Origin of the sequence: Microlunatus sp. GCM10028923, from assembly GCF_042666975.1 — a bacterium.
GTDB lineage: Bacteria > Actinomycetota > Actinomycetes > Propionibacteriales > Propionibacteriaceae > Microlunatus.
Window position 1 is genome coordinate 105310 of record NZ_JBHTFF010000009.1, and the last position, 16646, is coordinate 121955.

Genomic DNA, 16646 nt, shown 5'->3' on the forward strand with positions numbered 1-16646 from the left:
GGGATTCGGTCCGCTAAAGTCTTACCTAGGTCGGCTCTCCTGGGTACCCGCAGGCCCGGTTGAGAGCCGACCGACCTCTTTCCTGCGGCGCCTCTTGATCAGCTTCCTGATCAGCGGCACGGTCAGCGCGAAGCCGATGATCATCAGGCTGACCAGCGATGCGTACCGGTCGATCGTCAGCACCAGATCGACGGCGTGCTGGCCCAGCCCGTAGCCGAGACCCGCGACCAGTCCGGTGATCAACAGCGACCCGGCCGCGTCCAGCAGCAGGAAGGTGATCAGTCGCATCCGGGTCCAGCCGGCCAGGGCGAACACGACCGCGCTCGGCACCCCGGGCAGCGGAGCCAGCACCACGGCCAGCCGCAACAGCCAGGGGTTGAGCCGCCGGACGTTCTCGGCGAACTGCTTGGTCCGCTCGCTGGTGGTGAAGAAGTTGATAATGCCGAGCCCCCACTGCCGGCCGGCCCACCAGGTCAGCCAGTCGAGTTTGATCATGCCGGCGACCCCGGCGACGATCGCCAGCCACAGCGGCAGCTCACCGATCCGGGCGAACGCGGCGGCGGTACCGATCTCGGCCAGCCCACCGCCCAGGAACTCGAGCAGCACCGGGTGCGAGGCGATCAGGAAGGGGCGCAGCGGCCGGACCACCAGCCCGAGGATGATCACACCGCCGATGGCGGCCATCAGGGCGATGTCGACCGCGGTGGCCCGGCCCCGCCAGGGCACCCAGCGCCGGCCCTGCGCGGCGAACGGAAAGCTGGTCATGCTGCCGAGCCTGGCGGCACCGGGCCGCCGGGAGCAGAGGCACGGTGTCATGAGATGCCGTGCACGCTGCACGCCCGGCCGCGCTGCTACGGATGCGGAGGATCAGCGACCGGACCGGCCGGAACTCTTCCGGACGATCAAGGTCGTGTCCAGGATCCGCCGCTGCGGCCCGTCCGGCGCCTCGCCGCGGATCCGGCCGATCAGCAGCTGGGCGGCGGCGACGCCGATCTCGTACGCGGGCTGGACGATCACCGACAACGGCGGCTCGATCACCGGCGCCCAGGCCGAGTCGTCGAAGCTGATCAGCCCGACCTCGGCGGCGATCGGCTTCCGCAGTTGCTTCAGCGCGGAGATCATCCCCAGGGCCAGCATCGAGTCGACGGTGAGCAGCGAGTCCGGCGGATGATCACCGGCCATCAGCTCGGTGATCACGTCCAGCCCGCTGTCGTGGAACGGCACCACGCCGACCAGCTCCGGCAGCCCGTGCCGCCGTACCACCTCGAGATAGCCCAGCCGTCGCTGCTCGGCCGTCGCGGCGTAGGACGGCCGGGTGATGCAGGCCGGCCGGCGCCAGCCCTGGGCCAGCAGATGCTCGGTCGCCGCGACGGCCCCGTCGTAGGAGGAGGCGGTGACGAAGTCGAACGGCCGGTCCAGCTCGCGGTCGACGACGACGATCGGGATCCCGCTGCCGCCGAACCAGGACAGGTCGGTGGTGGTGGAGCGCGGGCTCAGGATCAGCCCGGCCACCCGCTCCTGCACCGCGACCTCGAGGTACTGCTGTTCCTTCGCCTCGTCCTCGTCGGTGTTGCCGAGCAGCACCGAGTAGCCGGCCTCCTGGGCGGCGTCCTCCACGCCCCGGGCGACGGCCGTGTAGAAGGGGTTGTTGATGTCGGGGATGATCAACGCCCAGACCTGGGTGTCCTGCCGGCGCAGGTTCCGGGCGACGCCGTTGATCCGGTAGCCGAGCCGGGTGGCCGCGTCGCGGACCCGTGCGGCCAGTTCCGGATCGACCCGGCCCTTGTTGTTCAGCGTCCGCGACACCGTGGCGACCGAGACCCCCGCGGCCTCGGCGACATCGGCGACCCGGACCGGTCGACCCGGTCGCCCGGAGGGTGGCGACGCCCGCTTCACCGGGACCGATCGGCCGCCGGTACGACCTGCCACGGCGTGGCCGAGGTGAGCTGCGCCGTCGGCGCCGGCCAGGCTTCGTCGCCGATCAGCAGCCGGTCGAGGTCGAGTGTCCCGTACACGACCCGGAGCGTACCCCGCTCGCCGTCCGTTCCCGGATTCCAGGAACCGAAGGCGTCCCCGCTGGTCCAGAACGCCCGCCGCCCGGCCGGCACCGACAGGGTCCGGCTGCGGCCGTCGTACCCGGTCTCGTTCAGGGTCGCGTACGCCGACCAGGACGCCATCGCCCGGGCGTAGTGGTGGCCGCACTCGGCCTCGTCGAACGGGTTCCGCCGGGCCCCGTCGTACCGGTCCCGGATGGCCCGGATGATCTCCAGCCCTGGCTCGGTCGCACCGACCTGGAGCAGGCCGGTGGCGGCCGTGTACTCGAAGCCGGTCATCACCTCGTTGAAGTACGGGAACGGCCGCGCCGGCCGCCGGTCCTCGTCGTAGCTGCACATCAGCAGCGCCGACTCGTCGCCCAGCGCGAACGTGCGCATGTGGTTGAAGTGGTGCCCCAGCCCGCGCCGGAAGTTGCGCCGGTGCACCGACTCCAGCGCGGTCCGGACCTGGGTCGGATCCAGCACGCCGCCGAGCCCGGCCAGCCGGGCCGCGTACTCGCCGACCAGTTGGTCGACCAGGCACCCGTCGGCCAGCTGGAGATCGGGATCCAAGGTGTCGGCCGACCCCATGCTGGAGTGCCGCAACCCGGGCGCGATGGCGTCGACGCTGTCCACGCCGCGCACCTCGTGCCGGTAGTAGTCGCCGTTGAAAAGGTGCTCGTCGATCCAGGCCGCGCCGGAGTCGGCGAGCCGGCGGCAGGTGGCCGCGAAGTTGTCCTCGCCGAGCGCGTCGGCCATCTCGGCGCAGCCGCGCAGCGCGGCCAGGTACCAGGCGCCCATCTGCGGATTCGGCCCGTAGTACTCGACGTCCATCGTGTTGTGCTGGACGCCCTCCATCACCCCGTCCGCGTCGGCGTCCCAGCCGCCCGGGATCCAGCAGAACTCCAGCGTCCGCCGGGCCGCCGGCCACAGCTCGCGCAGGAACGCGTCGTCGCCGCTGAGCCGCCAGTCCAGGTAGAGATGGACCAGGCAGGCCATCTGCCCGTCCGCCGCCGCGACCCGCCAGTTCTGGGCCTCGGTCGCCGGCAGCCCGGCCCGGAAGCTCATCAGGCCCCGGTCGTCGGTGCAGAGCAGGTACTGGGTCCGGCGGAACGACCGGGAGATCTCCGGGAACAGCAGGGTGGTCGCGAACTCGTACCCCCAGACATGGGTGCAGGTGCCGTAGCAGCTGCCGGTCCGGTCGCCGACGCCCTCCCAGCCGTGGAAGCGGCCGTCGGCGGTCTGGAAGACGGTCGGGCTGCGCAGGGTGCTCAGGTTGGCCAGCGCCGCCTCGGTCACCTCGTCCGGCGCGTCGGTCTCCAGCACGGCGCGTACGGTCTCGACGGTGTCCCGTTCCAGCTCGGGCAGCCGCTCCGCGACCTGGTGCGCGGTCTGCCACGAATCCGGGTAGGCGACGCTGTAGGCGTTGCCGACGATCGCGTCGGAGTAGTCGTTGACCCCGCCGCCGTCGGTGGAGTTCCAGGCCCGCCGGTTCGGGAACGACCAGGTGAGCAGGAAGGTCAGCTCGGTCTCCGTACCGGGGGCGAGCGTGAGCGACCCGGCCAGCGAGGCGACCGGCCGCGCGGCCGTGCTGCTGCGCGGGTCGAGCCGGCCGTCGTCGAGCAGGTCGTCCCAGAAGTCCAGCAGCGAGTTGCCCCAGCTCAGATCGGCCCAGCCGAGCCGGTGGCTGACCGAGGCGTCCGGCCTGTCCGGCCGGAGCAGGGCGAGGGTGAACTCGCCGGCCGCCTCGGCGGAATGATCAAGGTCCGGAGCGGTCATCGTGACGCCGGCCAGGGTGTCGCCGGCACGGTAGCTGTTGATGTTGCCGCCGGTCACGTCCTCGGTGCCGTTGGCCCCGACGAAGTTGCTCAGGCTGAGCGCGACCGACACCTCGACCGGTGCGTCGGTCGGGTTGTTGATCTTGTGCCGGAGCACCGCGACCGGCAGGCTGCTGCGGCCGGTGTCGCCGAAGATCATCGGGTTGAAGCCCTGCACGGTCAGGTCGACCGGAAACTCCGGATCGGTCAGTCGCACCTGCCCGAACGGATAGGCCGCGTCGAACTCCGCCCCGGCGAACCGGGGGAGTCCGTGGTTGGCGGCCGGTGAACCGAAGGCCCCCTCATAGAGCCAGTACGGCAGCGGCCCCTCCGCGACCAGCGCCCGGGCCGGACCGCCCTCGGTCCTGGCCCGGACGGCGAAGAACCCGGTTGCCGGCCGGAACCCCTTGGCCGGACGGTTGCCGAGCTCGAAGTCGCGCAGGTCGCCACGGCCGCCGAGGCAGATCGTGCCGGTGCCGATGCCGCCGAGCGGCAGGGCGATCCGGTCCAGGTGGGCGGCGTCATAGGTGCGCAGCACAGGCCAGTCAGCAGCGGTCATCGTGTCCTCAATCTCGGGAAGGGGTACGGAAGTCGATCATGGTCAGCGGCGGTCGAGCAGCCTGCGGCCATGATCGAGAACGGTCGTCGCGGCCGCCGCCCAGAGCAGGGCGAGCGGACCGAGGGCGAGGAAGCCGAGGGCCAGACTGACCGCCGGCAGGACCGAGCCGAGCAGCCCCGCCGCGCACAGCACGGCGATCACCGGCACCGGCCGCCGGGTGGTGGCGTACAGCCCGACCAGCCAGGCATCCTTGGCCGAGCACCCGCTCAGCAGCCGGTACGGCAGCGCCACGACCATGATCACCAGGGAGATCAGGGTCACCGCACCGCCGGCGGCGGCCGACCCGACCAGCCAGAGCAGCCGCTCGGTCGACCAGAGCTGGACAGCGACCGCCGTGAGTGCACCGGCCAGCGCCGGCGGGGCCGCGACCGGCAGGGCCGTCCACAGGTCCCGGCCGAGTCCGCGGAGCAGCCCGCCGAGGCCGCGGTGATCACCGGCCAGCAGCACCATCGCGGTCCGCAGCAGCGGCGCGACGGCGAGCAGGAACAGGCAGCCCAGCAGCGTCGTACCGACGATCCCGAGCCCGGGCGCCAGCACCCGGACCAGGCCGAGCGGTAGCACCGCCAGGGCGGACCCGAAGATCAACACCGGCAGGTTGGGCCAGATCAGCCCGGCCGCCCGGCGGACCGGGTCCGGATGCTGCTGCGGTGCGTCGTCCAGCGCCGGCAGATTCCGGGATTCCATGATCATCCCCGGATCCCGACCGACGCGACGCTCTCGATGAACGCGCGCTGGAACACGATGAAGACGACCAGCATCGGCAGCACGACGACGGCGATGCCGGCGAACACGACCCCGGCCGGACCGCCGCCCTGGCCGGCGGCCAGGGTGACCAGGCCGATCGGGAGGGTCATCTTCTCCGGCGTGGAGAGGAAGATCAACGGGCCGAAGTAGTTGTTCCAGGAGGCCTCGAAGCCGAGGATGGCCAGCGCCGAGAGCGCCGGTCCGGCCAGCGGGATCATGATCTGGAACAGGATCCGGAGATGCCCGGCGCCGTCGATCCGGGCGGCCTCGTCCAGTTCCCGCGGGATCGTGTTGAAGTACTGCCGGAGGAAGAAGATCGCGAACACGTTGATCAACGCCGGCAGCCAGAGCGCGGCCAGGGTGTCGACCAGCTCCAGCCGGCGCATCAGGATGAAGATCGGGATGATCGTCAGCTGGCCCGGCACCATCAACGCGCTGAGCAGCAGCAGGAACACCTGGTCCCGGCCGCGGAACCGGATCCGGGAGAAGGAGTACGCGGCCAGCGACGCCGTGAACAGCGAGCCGATCACGCTGATCAGGGCGACGATCAGGCTGTTCATGGCCATCCGGCCGACCGGGATCAGGTCGGCCATCTCGCCGAAGCTCTGCAGGCTGAACGGGATCGGCAGCCAGCGCGGCGGCAGCTGGAACGCCTCGGCCGGCTCGGTCAGGCTGGTGGTGATCATCCAGACCAGCGGCGCGACCATCAGCACGCCGATCACGAACAGGACCAGACTGATCAGCAGCCGGCCGAGCCGGAACGGGCGCCGCCGCCGGACCGGCCCGCTGCGGTTGAGCCGTGGTGCGTCGGCGGTCGAGGGTGTCGTGGTGGTCATGCGTTGTGCACCCACTTCCGGGAGCCCCAGAACTGCAACAGGGTGACCAGCATGATCACCAGGAACAGGGCCAGCGCGATCGTCGACCCGTATCCGACCTGGAAGGCCTGGAAGGCCGTCTGGTACAGGTACATCACGGCGGTCATGGTGGCGTCGTTCGGCCCGCCCCGGGTGATGATCTGGATCGGGTCGAAGATCTGGAACGCGCCGATGAACGTGATCACCGAGGCGAAGAACATGGTCGGCGACATCATCGGCAGGGTGATGTGGAAGAACGTCTGGAACCGGTTGGCCCCGTCACAGCGGGCGGCCTCCACCATCTCCGACGGCACCGTCTGCAGTCCGGCGAGCATGATCAGGAACGTGTACCCGATCGTGTGCCAGAAGTCGATCCCGATGATCGACGGCAGCGCCCAGGCCGGATCGGTGAACCAGCCGGGCGGCTCGATGCCGAGCCCCTTCAGGTAGAAGCTGAAGATCCCGAAGGTCGGGTCGAGCACGTACTTCCAGAGCAGGGCGACGGCGGCCCAGGAGATCAGGAACGGGAAGAAGACGGCGGTCCGGACGAAGTAGGACAGCACCTTGTTGATGCCGCGGTTGACCGCGATGGCCAGCAACAGGCCGCCGACCAGGTGGGTGACCACCGAGGCGAACGCGAACAGGAAGGTGTTGCCCAGTGATCGCAGCAGCAGGCTGTCGCCGACCAGCTGGCGGAAGTTGTCCAGCCCGACGAACTCCGGCGGGGTCAGCAGATCGTAGGAGAACAACGACATGCCGAGCCCGACCACGAACGGGCCGAGGATGAACACGGCGAACAGCAGCAGGGTGGGCGAGAGGAAGAGCCAGCCGGCCAGCGGGTTCGCCCGGCCCGGCCCGGTCGGCCGGCGGTCCGGTCCGGTCCCACGCCGCCCGGCACCCTGTTGATCATCCACCGCGGCCTCGGTGGTCACGCTCATGCCAACAGCTCCTGCAGCTTCGCGTTGGCCTCGGTCAACGCCGCCTGCGGTTCCTTGGTGCCGCTGACGCCCTGCAGCCAGGCCTCCTCGATCACCTTCTGGCACTCCGCGCCGCGGTCCGGGCCGGGGATCGGCGTCGCGCCCTCGAGCAGTTCCTGCAGCAGTTCGGTGTTCTTCGGTGCGTCCTCGAGGAACTCCGGGCTCTTGGCATCCGAGATCCGGGCCGGCACCGCGTTGCCGCCGCCGGCCGTGATCGCGTCGCCGAACTCCTCCGAGATCAGGTACTTGATCAAGGTCCAGGCGGCGTCCTTGTTCTTGGACTGTTTGAGGATCGGCCAGGCGTCCCACCCGACCGGGGAGCCGACGCCGGCGTTCTTCGGCCAGCGGACCAGTTGCACCTTGTCGATGAACTTGACCCGGCGCACGTCGTTGGTCGGCCACCGGCCGCCGCCGAAGGTGGCCAGCTTGCCCTGCGCCATCAGGGCCGGCGCCTCGAAGCTGCCGCCGGGCTTGGGTGCCAGCCCGTCCACGACCAGGGACCGGGCGAACGTCAGCGCCTCGACCGCGGCGGGCGAGTCGTACTGGGCGGTCTTCCAGTCGGCGCTGAGCGCCGAGGTGCCGTTGTTGGTGAGCCAGGCCATCACGTCGGTGAAGTAGCCCTCGCCGGCCACGCCGAGGAAGGCTCCGGTCTTCTCCTTGATCGTCTTGCCGGCGGCCCGGAACTCCTCCCAGGTCCAGGCCTGGGGGATCTCGAGGCCGGCCTTGGCGAACAGGTCGGTGTTCAGATACATCGCCATCGTGTTGTAGCCGCCCGGCATGAAGTAGGTCTTGCCGTCCGGCGAGGCGTACTCCTGCAACCACTTGCGCAGGTTCGGCGGAGTGTCCGCGTAGTACGCGTCGACGGCCGCTTTGTCCTTCTCGATATAGGGATCCAGCGGTTCGAGCAGCTGCTTCGAGGCGAAGATCCGCTGGCCCTCGGTGGCGATCTGCACCACGTCCAGGGACTGGCCGCCGGCCAGCCGGGTGGCGACCGTGTTGGCGAACTCGGCCCAGGAGTCGGCGGCGATGCCCTGGGCCTTGAGGGTGATCTCCGGGTACTGCTCGCGGAACTTGGTGAACAGCTTGTCGTAGGACTTCTGGAGCTCGGCGTCACCGTAGTAGATGAACGTGACCGTGCCGGAGGTCGCACCGGCTGGACCGCCGTCACCCTCCCCGCCGCAGCCGGCCAGCACCGAGCCGAACGCCGGCACGAGGGCCGCGCCGCCGACGCGGGTGAGGAAGGTGCGCCTGGAGTGGCCTGACTGGCCGGGAGGGGTGGGAAGTCGATTCATGACGTGCCTCCATTGGCGAGTAATCGATTACTCGAGACCCTAGAGGCGCGACTTACGGCTGTCAAGAGGTTCGAATCCGGGTGATCCGTATCGTCGGCGACTCGGTTCGGCTGTGGCCGGCCGGCCCGGCCGACGGGTCGGTGCCGGGGCGCTGCTGGTGATCATCGGCCTGATCACCGCCGTCGTGATCTTGGTCAGGCGTCGATCATGAACCGCGGGTGATCATGGTCGGACGGCGGGGCTGAGTCCCGGGCCGGGTCGGGCGGTCCCGCCGTCGGTCACGAGTACGGCAGAATCATGGGGGTGGCGCTGCCAGAGACCCTCGGCCGACTGCGGCGAGTCCGCCGGCTCGGCGTCGGTGCGTTCGCCACCGTCTGGCTCTATCACGACGACGAGCTCGACTCCGACGTCGCGGTCAAGGCACTGGCGGACAACTGGGTCGACCGGCTCGACGTCGTGGAACGCTTCCTGCAGGAGGCCCGGCTGCTCCGGGCGGCGGAGTCCGAGCACGTGGTCGAGGTGCACGATCTCGGCGAGACCGCGGACGGTACGCCCTACTTCGTGATGGGTTATGCCGACCTCGGCACGGTCGCCGACCTGGTCGACCGTGGTCCGCTGGAACCCGCGGCCGCCGTCGACCTGATCGACCAGGCGGCGCGGGGGCTGGCGGACCTGCACGCCGTCGGGGTGGTGCACCGCGACGTGAAGCCGCAGAACCTGCTGCTGCGCTCGGACCGTCGGCTGGGACGCCGGCTGCTGGTGGCCGATCTCGGCCTGGCCAAGGAACTCGCGTTCGCGTCGGGCCTGACCAAGGTCGTCGGCAGTCCGGGCTACCAGGCGCCGGAGCAGGGCCGGCCGGGGGTGCGGATCGACCAACGCGCCGACGTGTACGGGCTCGGCGCGGTCGCGTACCGGCTGTTCGGCGGCCGGCCCGAGGAGCGCGACCCGGAGGCGTCGGCGCCGAACCCGGGTGCCGGGGCAGTGGCCGACGTGATCGAACGGGCGTTGCAGCCGGAACCGGACCGGCGCTGGCCGGATCCCCTGGCGTTCGCCGAGGCGCTCCGGGCGGCCGCCGCCGGTGAGCCGGACCGGACCGCCGCGGTCGTCGCGGAACCGCTGCGCCGCCGTTGGCGCTGGGTCGCCGCTGCGGCAGCGGTGTTGCTGGCAGCGCTGCTGGGATTGGGGCTGGCGGTCGGCCCGTTCGGCCGGGGGACGGCCGAGCCGCCGGTCGATCCGGCCCCGGCCGCCTACTGCGCGGGACTGGTGCAGCGGGGCGAGGCGCTCTCCGGACTGTCCGGCGCCGATCCGAAGGATCTGCGGGCGGGAACCCAGGCCGTGCACGCAATCCGCCAGTTGGCGCCGCCGGAGGTGGCCGCGGACTGGGCCAGCCTGGACGATCCGCTGCTGGCGTTCGAGGCGGTGCTGGACGAGACGGGGACCAGCTGGGAGGACTACGCCACCGACCCGGACGAGAACCCGCGGGTCGCCGAGGCGGCGATCACGATGCGCCGCGACCTGGCCGGCTCGGCGGAGACCCTCGGCCGGATCCAGCAGCACGCCCGGCAGGGCTGCCGCTGATGATCGGGCTCCGGTGCCGGGCCGGGCGGCTCAGCCGATGCCGAGCTCGATGGTGCCGTCGATGACGCGGACCGGATAGCTGCGCAACGCCAGCCCGGGGTCGGACAGGCCGGCGCCGGTGCGGAGGTCGTAGATCTCCTTGTGCAGCGGCGAAGCGATGGTCGGCGCGTCGCCGCGCGACCCGACGATGCCGCGGGCCATCACCTCCGCGCCGGTGTGCGGATCGGTGTTCGAAGTCGCATAGACGTTTCCGTCGTCGAGCCGGAACAGGGCTACTTGCGCGGGGACGCCGTGATCGTCGATGATCAACGCCGCCTCGCCCCAACCGGGCTCGAGGTCGTCCAGCCGGCACACCGGGATCCAGGTCCGGGTGGCCACGGGTTCAGTGATCGTGATCATGGTGCGGCCAGCGTAGGCGGGCGGTTGTTGCGGCCCGATGCCTGCTTCGTATCAGCGGCGTTACGACCCCCTCACAGGCCGGAGCGCGCACCGTGTGATCGCTGTCATGCCTCGGTTACATCGGGGAAATGGCCGGGTAATCGCGGCTGCTTAGCGTCGAGACATGACTCGACGAGTGGTGGTGGTCGGCGGCGGACCCGCGGCCCAGCGGTGCGTGGAACGACTCGTGTCCGGCGACCCGGCCGGCGAGTTGTCGATCATGCTCCTGACCGAGGAGCCCTGGGCGCCGTACGACCGGGTGGCGCTGTCCCGCCGGCTGACCGGTGACGTCGACCTGAGCCTCGGGGACCCGGAACTGTGGCAGCACCCGAACGTCACGCTGCGCACCGGCGAGCAGGTCACCGAGATCGACCGGGAACGCCGCTTCGTGCGGACCACGACGGCCGATCACGCGTACCACGAGTTGATCTTGGCCACCGGCTCCTATCCGCTGGTGCCGCCGATCACCGGCGCCGACGACTGCCACGTCTACCGGACGCTGGAGGACGTCGACCGGCTGCGCGGCGAACTCCTCGAGCTGCCGGCGACGCTCGGCCGCAAGCCCCGGGTGCTGGTCGTCGGCGGCGGCCTGCTCGGGCTGGAGGCGGCCGGCGGGGTGGCCGACCTCGGCGCCGAGGCGATCGTCGTGAACGCGGCCGGCTGGCTGATGAACACGCAGCTCGACCAGGGTGGCGGTGAGGCGCTGGGCCGGTTGATCGGCGACACCGGGCACACCGTGCTGCTGGACGTCTATCCGACCGAGGTCCGGGTCGACGGCGCCGGCCGTACGGTCGAGCTGAGCGACGGCCGGGAACTGTCGGTGGATCTGGTGGTCATCGCGATCGGGGTGCGGCCCCGGGACGAGCTGGCCCGGAAGGCCGAGCTGGCGGTGGGCGAGCGGGGCGGCGTGGTGATCGACGACTGCTGCCGTACCTCGGATCCGGCGATCTCCGCGATCGGGGAGGTGGCCTGCTACGACGGCCGGACCGTCGGCCTGGTGGCGCCGGCGACCGCGATGGCCGAGGTCGTCGCGGACCGGCTGACCGGCGGCGACGCGCGCTTCACCGGCTTCGACACGGCGACCAAGCTCAAGTTGTCCGGGGTCGAGGTGGCCTCGTTCGGCGACGCGTTCGGCCGGCTGCCGGGCTGCCTCGAGGTGGTGTACGCCGACCCGGCCCGCGGGCTCTACCAGAAGATCATCGTCACCGGCGATGCCAAGACGTTGCTGGGCGGGATCTTCGTCGGCGACGCCGATCCCTATCCGTCGCTGCGGCCGCTGCTCGGCCGGGACCTGCCGGAGGAGCCGGGCCGCTATCTCTCGGTGGCGGGCGGTGACCGACCGGCCACCGAGTTGCCGGACGACGCGATCCTGTGCTCCTGCAACAACGTCCCGGTCGGCACCGTCAAGAAGTTGATCAAGGAAGACGGCTGCACCGACCTGGGTGAGCTCAAGCAGTGCAGCCGGGCCGGCACCGGTTGCGGCTCCTGTGTGCCGATCCTGAAGCGGACCCTGGACGCGGAGTTGATCAAGGCCGGGATCAGTGTGTCCACGGCGCTCTGCGAGCACTTCGCGTCGTCCCGGCAGGAGCTGTTCGACGGGGTACGGGTGCTCGGGCTGACCTCGTTCGAGGAGGTGCTGGCCCGCTACGGGACCGGCAGCGGCTGCGACATCTGTAAGCCGGTGGTCGCCTCGATCCTGGCCAGCCAGGGCGGCGCGTACATCCTGGACGGCGGCCGCGGCGGCCTGCAGGACACCAACGACCGGGCGCTGGCCAACCTGCAGAAGGACGGCACCTATTCGGTGGTGCCGCGGATCCCGGGCGGCGAGATCACGCCGCAGAAGCTGGCCGTGCTGGCCCAGGTCGCCGAGGAGTACGAGCTCTACACCAAGATCACCGGCGGCCAGCGGATCGACCTGTTCGGCGCCCGGCTGGAGCAGCTGCCGGAGATCTGGCGGCGGCTGGTGGACGCGGGCTTCGAGTCGGGCCACGCGTACGGCAAGGCGGTCCGGACCGTGAAGTCCTGCGTCGGTTCGACCTGGTGCCGGTTCGGCGTCCAGGACTCGGTCGGCCTGGCCGTCGACCTCGAGCTGCGCTACCGCGGGCTGCGGGCGCCGCACAAGATCAAACTCGGTGTCTCCGGCTGCGCCCGTGAGTGTGCCGAGGCCCGCAGCAAGGACGTCGGGGTGATCGCGACCGAGTCCGGCTGGAATCTCTATGTCGGTGGCAACGGCGGCTTCCAGCCGGCGCATGCGGTGCTGTTCGCGTCGGACCTGGACACGGCGACGCTGGTCTCCTACATCGACCGGTTCCTGATCTACTACGTCCGGACCGCGGACCGGCTGCAGCGGACGTCGGCCTGGCTGGCGTCGATCGACGGCGGTCTTGATCACGTCAGGTCGGTGGTGATCGACGACTCGCTCGGCATCGCCGAGGACCTGGAGCAGGCGATGGCCGATCATGTCGATCGCTACGTGGACGAGTGGGCGGCCACGCTTGCGGACCCGGAGCGGCTGCGCCGGTTCCGGCCGTTCGTCAACGCACCCGCGGGCGGCCCGCCGGCTGGCCCGACCCTGATCTCCGGCCCGGCGATCGGACACCGGTCATGATCGGCGACCTGGACCTGACCGGCAGCGTGGTGCTGCTGATCGGCGCCGAGTCGACCTGCCGCCGGGCCGAACGGCGCTACCGGGCCGCGGGGGCGCGGGTCCGCCGGGTCGGCGCCTCGGAGCTGCCGGCCGGCGACGACCCGGTCGCCTGGCGGCTGGCGCTGCTGCCGGTGGCTCAGCTGCCGCCGTCGCGGTGCGTGATCATCGACGGTGATCCGGGACTGCCGTCGTTCCGCGTCGAGGCGGTACGGCAGCACTGCCGGCGGAACGGCGTGCCGACGGTGATCGAGCCGGCGGCCGAACCGACGGGGCGGGTGACCCTGGTCGGCGGCGGCCCGGGGCCGGAGGACCTGCTGACGGTCGCGGCCCGGACGGCGCTGGCCGACGCCGATGTGATCTTGTACGACCGGCTGGCGCCGCACGACCGGCTGGCCGAGCTGGCCCCCGGCGCGACGCTGGTCGATGTCGGGAAGCGGCCGTACCACCATCCGGTGGGGCAGGACCGGATCAACGAGTTGATCATCAACTACGCCCGGTCCGGTGCCGCGGTGGTCCGGCTGAAGGGCGGCGACCCGTACGTCTTCGGGCGCGGCGGCGAAGAGGTCGAGGCCTGCCGCGCGGCCGGCATCGAGGTCCGGGTGGTGCCGGGCGTGTCCAGCGCGATCGCCGTACCGGGCGCGGCCGGGATCCCGGTCACCCAGCGCGGCGTGAGCCGTTCCTTCACCGTGGTCTCCGGCCACGAGCCCTTGGGCGACGAGGACTTCGACGCGCTGGTCCGGGTCGGCGGGACGCTGGTGATCATGATGGGCGTGGCCAACCTGCACCAGCTGGGCGCGGGCCTGGTCCGGGCCGGGCTGGAGCCGGACACCCCGGCCGCGGTGATCGAACGCGGCCTGCGGCCCGGCCAGCGGACCACCGTCGGGACGATCGGGTCGCTGCCCGGCGAGGCGGCCCGGATCGGCGTCCGGTCGCCGGCGGTGATCATCGTCGGCGAAGTGGTCCGGGCCCACGCCGACCTGGGCCCGTTGCTGATCACGGCGGGCCTGGGCCCGACATGAGTGTCCCGCAGCGGGCGACCGGAGTCCCTGCCCTGCAGGGATTCCGGGTCGGCGTGACGTCGGACCGGCGGTCGGAGGACCTGATCACGGCGCTGGAGCGGCGCGGGGCGGAGGTGCTGCACGCGCCGTCGCTGCGGATCGCCGTGAACGAGTCGGACGCGTCCTTGATCGACGACACCCGGCAGCTGATCGCGGCCCGGCCGGACTTCGTTCTGATCACCACCGGCTACGGCATGCACCGCTGGCTCGAGGTGGCCGACGTGGCCGGGCTGGGCGCCGAACTGATCGACACCCTGGAGCGGTCCCGGGTGCTGGCCCGGGGACCGAAGGCGCTCGGCGCGATCCGGGCCGCGGGCCTGGACGAGGCCGCGTTGAGCGACTCGGAGACGACGGCCTCGCTGGTCGACGCGGTGGTCGCCGCCGGGCCGGGCCACCGGGTCGGCATCCAGCTGCACGGCTACACCGACGAGGTCCAGCTGGCCCGGTTGCGCGAGGCCAGCGCCTCGGTGCACACGGTGGCGCCGTACCGATGGGCCCCGGCCAACGGCGACGACCGTTCGCAGCGGCTGGTCGACGCGGTCTGCGACCGGGCGCTCGACGCGCTCACCTTCACCAGCGCCCCGGCGGCCGACGCCACGTTGGCGCTGGCCCGGGCCGGCGGCCGCTGGCAGGAGTTCCTGGCGGCGCTGCGGTCCGACGTGATCACGGTCGCGGTCGGCCCGGTCACCGCCGGTCCCCTGATCGAGGCCGGCATCGACGTGATCACCCCGGACCGGTACCGGATGGGCGCCCTGATCCGGCTGGTCTGCGACCGGCTGAACGCGGACCGGGTGCGCCGCTACCAGCCCCTGGTCGGCGGCGACGCGGACCTGCTCGAGCTGCGTGGGCAGACCGTCCGGGTCGGCGACCGCCAGGTGCGGCTCGGCCCGACCGCCCTGGCCCTGTTCCGCCGGCTGGCCGACGCGGAGTCGGCCGTGCTGTCCCGGGAGCAGCTGGCCGAGGGCCTGTCCGAGCAGGCCGACACCCACGCACTCGAGGTCGCGATCAGCCGGCTGCGCCGCAGCCTCGGCATCCCGGACCTGATCAGCACCGTGATCAAGCGCGGCTACCGGATGAACGTCCGCCGCCTCACAGCACCCGAAATCCCCTGTGCGCAAGAGCTAACCGGGTCGTGACCTGACCGCGCCGGTCCCGACACGACGGCTTCCTAGCGTGGTGCGCAGTACCAGTTCCATGATCATCGAGGAGACGAGATGGCGCTCGACATCGACGCGGCGGCCCAGGCCCGGACGGCGACGGCCGTCACACCGACCCGGCGGCCCGGCCGCTGGCTGGACGACTACGACCCGGAGAACGCCGAGCAGTGGGCGAACGGCGGCCGGGCCATTGCGCACCGGAATCTGCGCTGGTCGATCTTCACCGAGTTCCTCGGCTTCGTGGTCTGGGGACTGTGGAGCATCGTCGTGGTGTCGCTGCCCACGGCCGGCTTCCGGTTCAGCAACTCGGAGATCTTCTGGCTGATCTCGCTGCCCAGCCTGGTCGGCGCGACGATGCGCTTCCCGTACACCTTCGCGGTGGCCCGGTTCGGCGGGCGCAACTGGACGATCGTGTCGGGCCTGCTGTTGCTGATCCCGGCGATCAGTCTGGCCGTGGCGGTGGCGAACCCGTCGACGCCGTTCCCGGTGATGTTGCTGATCGCGGCGACCGCGGGCTTCGGCGGCGGCAACTTCGCCTCGTCGATGGCCAACATCACCTACTTCTTCCCGCGGGCGGAGAAGGGCTGGGCGCTCGGGCTGAACGCGGCCGGCGGCAACCTCGGCGCCTCGGTCGGCCAGCTGGTGGTGCCGATCGTGATCACGATCGGTGCGGCCGCCGCGGTCAACCTGCCGATGGCCGGCCTGGTCTGGATCCCGTTGATCATCGTCGCGGTGATCGGCGCCTGGCGCCGGATGGACAACCTGTCCGGTGCCCGGTCCGACGTCGCGGCCTCGCTGGCGGCGCTGCGGCAGCCGCACCTGTGGATCATCGCCGTGCTGTACATCGGCACCTTCGGCTCGTTCATCGGCTTCGCCGGTGTGTTCCCGAAGTTGATCAGTGACGCCTTCCCGACCTACGCGGGCTTCAAGGTCGGGGCGGCGACCGTGTCGCTGGCCTTCCTCGGCGCCTTCGTCGGCTCGATCGCCCGCCCGTTCGGCGGCCGGCTGGCCGACCGGTTCGGCGGCGCCCGGCTGACCGCTATTGCGTTCGTCGCGCTGGCCCTGGGTGTGTCCGGGGCGATCTTCGCGATCAGGTCGGGCAACTTCTGGATCTTCCTGGCCTGCTTCTGCTTCCTTTTCATCGCCACCGGGGTCGGCAACGGCGCGACGTACCGGATGCTGCCGGCGGTCTTCCACACCGCCGGCGGGATGAGCGGGGCCCGGCTGGCCGCGGCGTCGCTCGGCATCGTCTCCGCGATCGGCGCCTACGGCGGCTTCGTGATCCCGCAGGTGCTGCGGATCTCGTACGAGCAGACGAAGGGGTACGACCTCGCCTTCGGCTGCTTCGCCGGTGCCTATCTGATCATGCTGGCGATCACCTGGTTCTGCTACCTGCGGCCGGGTTCGGCGATGGCCGCGCGGCGGATCTGAC

General features: G+C 71.2%; 13 protein-coding genes. 5 read left to right on the forward strand and 8 right to left on the reverse strand.

The window, feature by feature from the left end; genetic code table 11:
* Nucleotides 1–21: 21 nt before the first annotated feature.
* From ACFQU4_RS22110 to ACFQU4_RS22140, 7 genes are all read right to left on the reverse strand, one after another.
* Entirely contained in the window at nucleotides 22–765 is a 744-nt protein-coding gene (locus ACFQU4_RS22110) for a DedA family protein (protein ID WP_377495987.1), read from the reverse strand.
* Between the two features lie 102 nt (nucleotides 766–867).
* A complete protein-coding gene (locus ACFQU4_RS22115) occupies nucleotides 868–1896 on the reverse strand; it encodes a LacI family DNA-binding transcriptional regulator (protein WP_377495989.1) in 1029 nt (342 codons plus the stop codon).
* Nucleotides 1893–4409, reverse strand: coding sequence for a GH116 family glycosyl-hydrolase (locus ACFQU4_RS22120; protein ID WP_377495991.1), 2517 nt, complete (start codon nucleotides 4407–4409; stop codon nucleotides 1893–1895). Before ACFQU4_RS22120 ends, ACFQU4_RS22115 begins: the two co-directional genes overlap by 4 nt.
* A 42-nt stretch (nucleotides 4410–4451) precedes the next feature.
* A complete protein-coding gene (locus tag ACFQU4_RS22125) occupies nucleotides 4452–5159 on the reverse strand; it encodes a hypothetical protein (protein WP_377495993.1) in 708 nt (235 codons plus the stop codon).
* Nucleotides 5156–6049, reverse strand: coding sequence for a carbohydrate ABC transporter permease (locus ACFQU4_RS22130; protein ID WP_377495996.1), 894 nt, complete (start codon nucleotides 6047–6049; stop codon nucleotides 5156–5158). Before ACFQU4_RS22130 ends, ACFQU4_RS22125 begins: the two co-directional genes overlap by 4 nt.
* Complete coding sequence (locus ACFQU4_RS22135) at nucleotides 6046–7005, reverse strand: carbohydrate ABC transporter permease (protein WP_377495999.1); 960 nt, start codon at nucleotides 7003–7005, stop codon at nucleotides 6046–6048. The genes ACFQU4_RS22130 and ACFQU4_RS22135 overlap by 4 nt, the downstream gene beginning before the upstream one ends.
* Nucleotides 7002–8336 (reverse strand): ABC transporter substrate-binding protein, encoded by a 1335-nt coding sequence (locus ACFQU4_RS22140; protein ID WP_377496001.1) that lies wholly within the window; start codon nucleotides 8334–8336, stop codon nucleotides 7002–7004. Before ACFQU4_RS22140 ends, ACFQU4_RS22135 begins: the two co-directional genes overlap by 4 nt.
* A gap of 303 nt (nucleotides 8337–8639) precedes the next feature.
* Between ACFQU4_RS22140 and ACFQU4_RS22145 the strand changes: the two genes are divergently transcribed.
* Nucleotides 8640–9914 (forward strand): serine/threonine-protein kinase, encoded by a 1275-nt coding sequence (locus ACFQU4_RS22145; protein ID WP_377496003.1) that lies wholly within the window; start codon nucleotides 8640–8642, stop codon nucleotides 9912–9914.
* A 30-nt stretch (nucleotides 9915–9944) separates the two neighbouring features.
* Here ACFQU4_RS22145 and nirD read toward each other — a convergent pair whose 3' ends face one another.
* Nucleotides 9945–10313 (reverse strand): nitrite reductase small subunit NirD, encoded by a 369-nt coding sequence (gene nirD / locus ACFQU4_RS22150; RefSeq protein WP_377496005.1) that lies wholly within the window; start codon nucleotides 10311–10313, stop codon nucleotides 9945–9947.
* Nucleotides 10314–10476: 163 nt separating this feature from the next.
* Here nirD and nirB point away from each other — a divergent pair, with 163 nt between their 5' ends.
* From nirB to ACFQU4_RS22170, 4 genes are all read left to right on the forward strand, one after another.
* Nucleotides 10477–12960 (forward strand): nitrite reductase large subunit NirB, encoded by a 2484-nt coding sequence (gene nirB, locus ACFQU4_RS22155; protein ID WP_377496007.1) that lies wholly within the window; start codon nucleotides 10477–10479, stop codon nucleotides 12958–12960.
* The gene (cobA, locus tag ACFQU4_RS22160) at nucleotides 12957–14018 is read left to right on the forward strand and encodes a uroporphyrinogen-III C-methyltransferase (protein ID WP_377496009.1); all 1062 of its coding nucleotides are present in this window, start codon (nucleotides 12957–12959) and stop codon (nucleotides 14016–14018) included. The genes nirB and cobA overlap by 4 nt, the downstream gene beginning before the upstream one ends.
* Nucleotides 14015–15193, forward strand: a complete 1179-nt coding sequence (locus ACFQU4_RS22165; RefSeq protein WP_377496011.1) for a uroporphyrinogen-III synthase — start codon at nucleotides 14015–14017, stop codon at nucleotides 15191–15193. The genes cobA and ACFQU4_RS22165 overlap by 4 nt, the downstream gene beginning before the upstream one ends.
* Nucleotides 15194–15271: 78 nt before the next feature.
* Complete coding sequence (locus ACFQU4_RS22170) at nucleotides 15272–16645, forward strand: MFS transporter (RefSeq protein ID WP_377496013.1); 1374 nt, start codon at nucleotides 15272–15274, stop codon at nucleotides 16643–16645.
* The last annotated feature ends 1 nt before the right edge of the window (nucleotide 16646 follow it).

Bases quoted from the DNA above. Each gene is read 5' to 3' on its own strand.
- cobA (WP_377496009.1), top strand. From the start codon at position 12,957: ATGATCGGCGACCTGGACCTGACCGGCAGCGTGGTGCTGCTGATCGGC.
- ACFQU4_RS22165 (WP_377496011.1), top strand. From the start codon at position 14,015: ATGAGTGTCCCGCAGCGGGCGACCGGAGTCCCTGCCCTGCAGGGATTC.
- ACFQU4_RS22130 (WP_377495996.1), bottom strand. From the start codon at position 6,049: ATGACCACCACGACACCCTCGACCGCCGACGCACCACGGCTCAACCGC.
- ACFQU4_RS22120 (WP_377495991.1), bottom strand. From the start codon at position 4,409: ATGACCGCTGCTGACTGGCCTGTGCTGCGCACCTATGACGCCGCCCAC.
- nirD (WP_377496005.1), bottom strand. From the start codon at position 10,313: ATGATCACGATCACTGAACCCGTGGCCACCCGGACCTGGATCCCGGTG.
- ACFQU4_RS22170 (WP_377496013.1), top strand. From the start codon at position 15,272: ATGGCGCTCGACATCGACGCGGCGGCCCAGGCCCGGACGGCGACGGCC.
- ACFQU4_RS22135 (WP_377495999.1), bottom strand. From the start codon at position 7,005: ATGAGCGTGACCACCGAGGCCGCGGTGGATGATCAACAGGGTGCCGGG.
- ACFQU4_RS22110 (WP_377495987.1), bottom strand. From the start codon at position 765: ATGACCAGCTTTCCGTTCGCCGCGCAGGGCCGGCGCTGGGTGCCCTGG.
- nirB (WP_377496007.1), top strand. From the start codon at position 10,477: ATGACTCGACGAGTGGTGGTGGTCGGCGGCGGACCCGCGGCCCAGCGG.
- ACFQU4_RS22140 (WP_377496001.1), bottom strand. From the start codon at position 8,336: ATGAATCGACTTCCCACCCCTCCCGGCCAGTCAGGCCACTCCAGGCGC.
- ACFQU4_RS22125 (WP_377495993.1), bottom strand. From the start codon at position 5,159: ATGATCATGGAATCCCGGAATCTGCCGGCGCTGGACGACGCACCGCAG.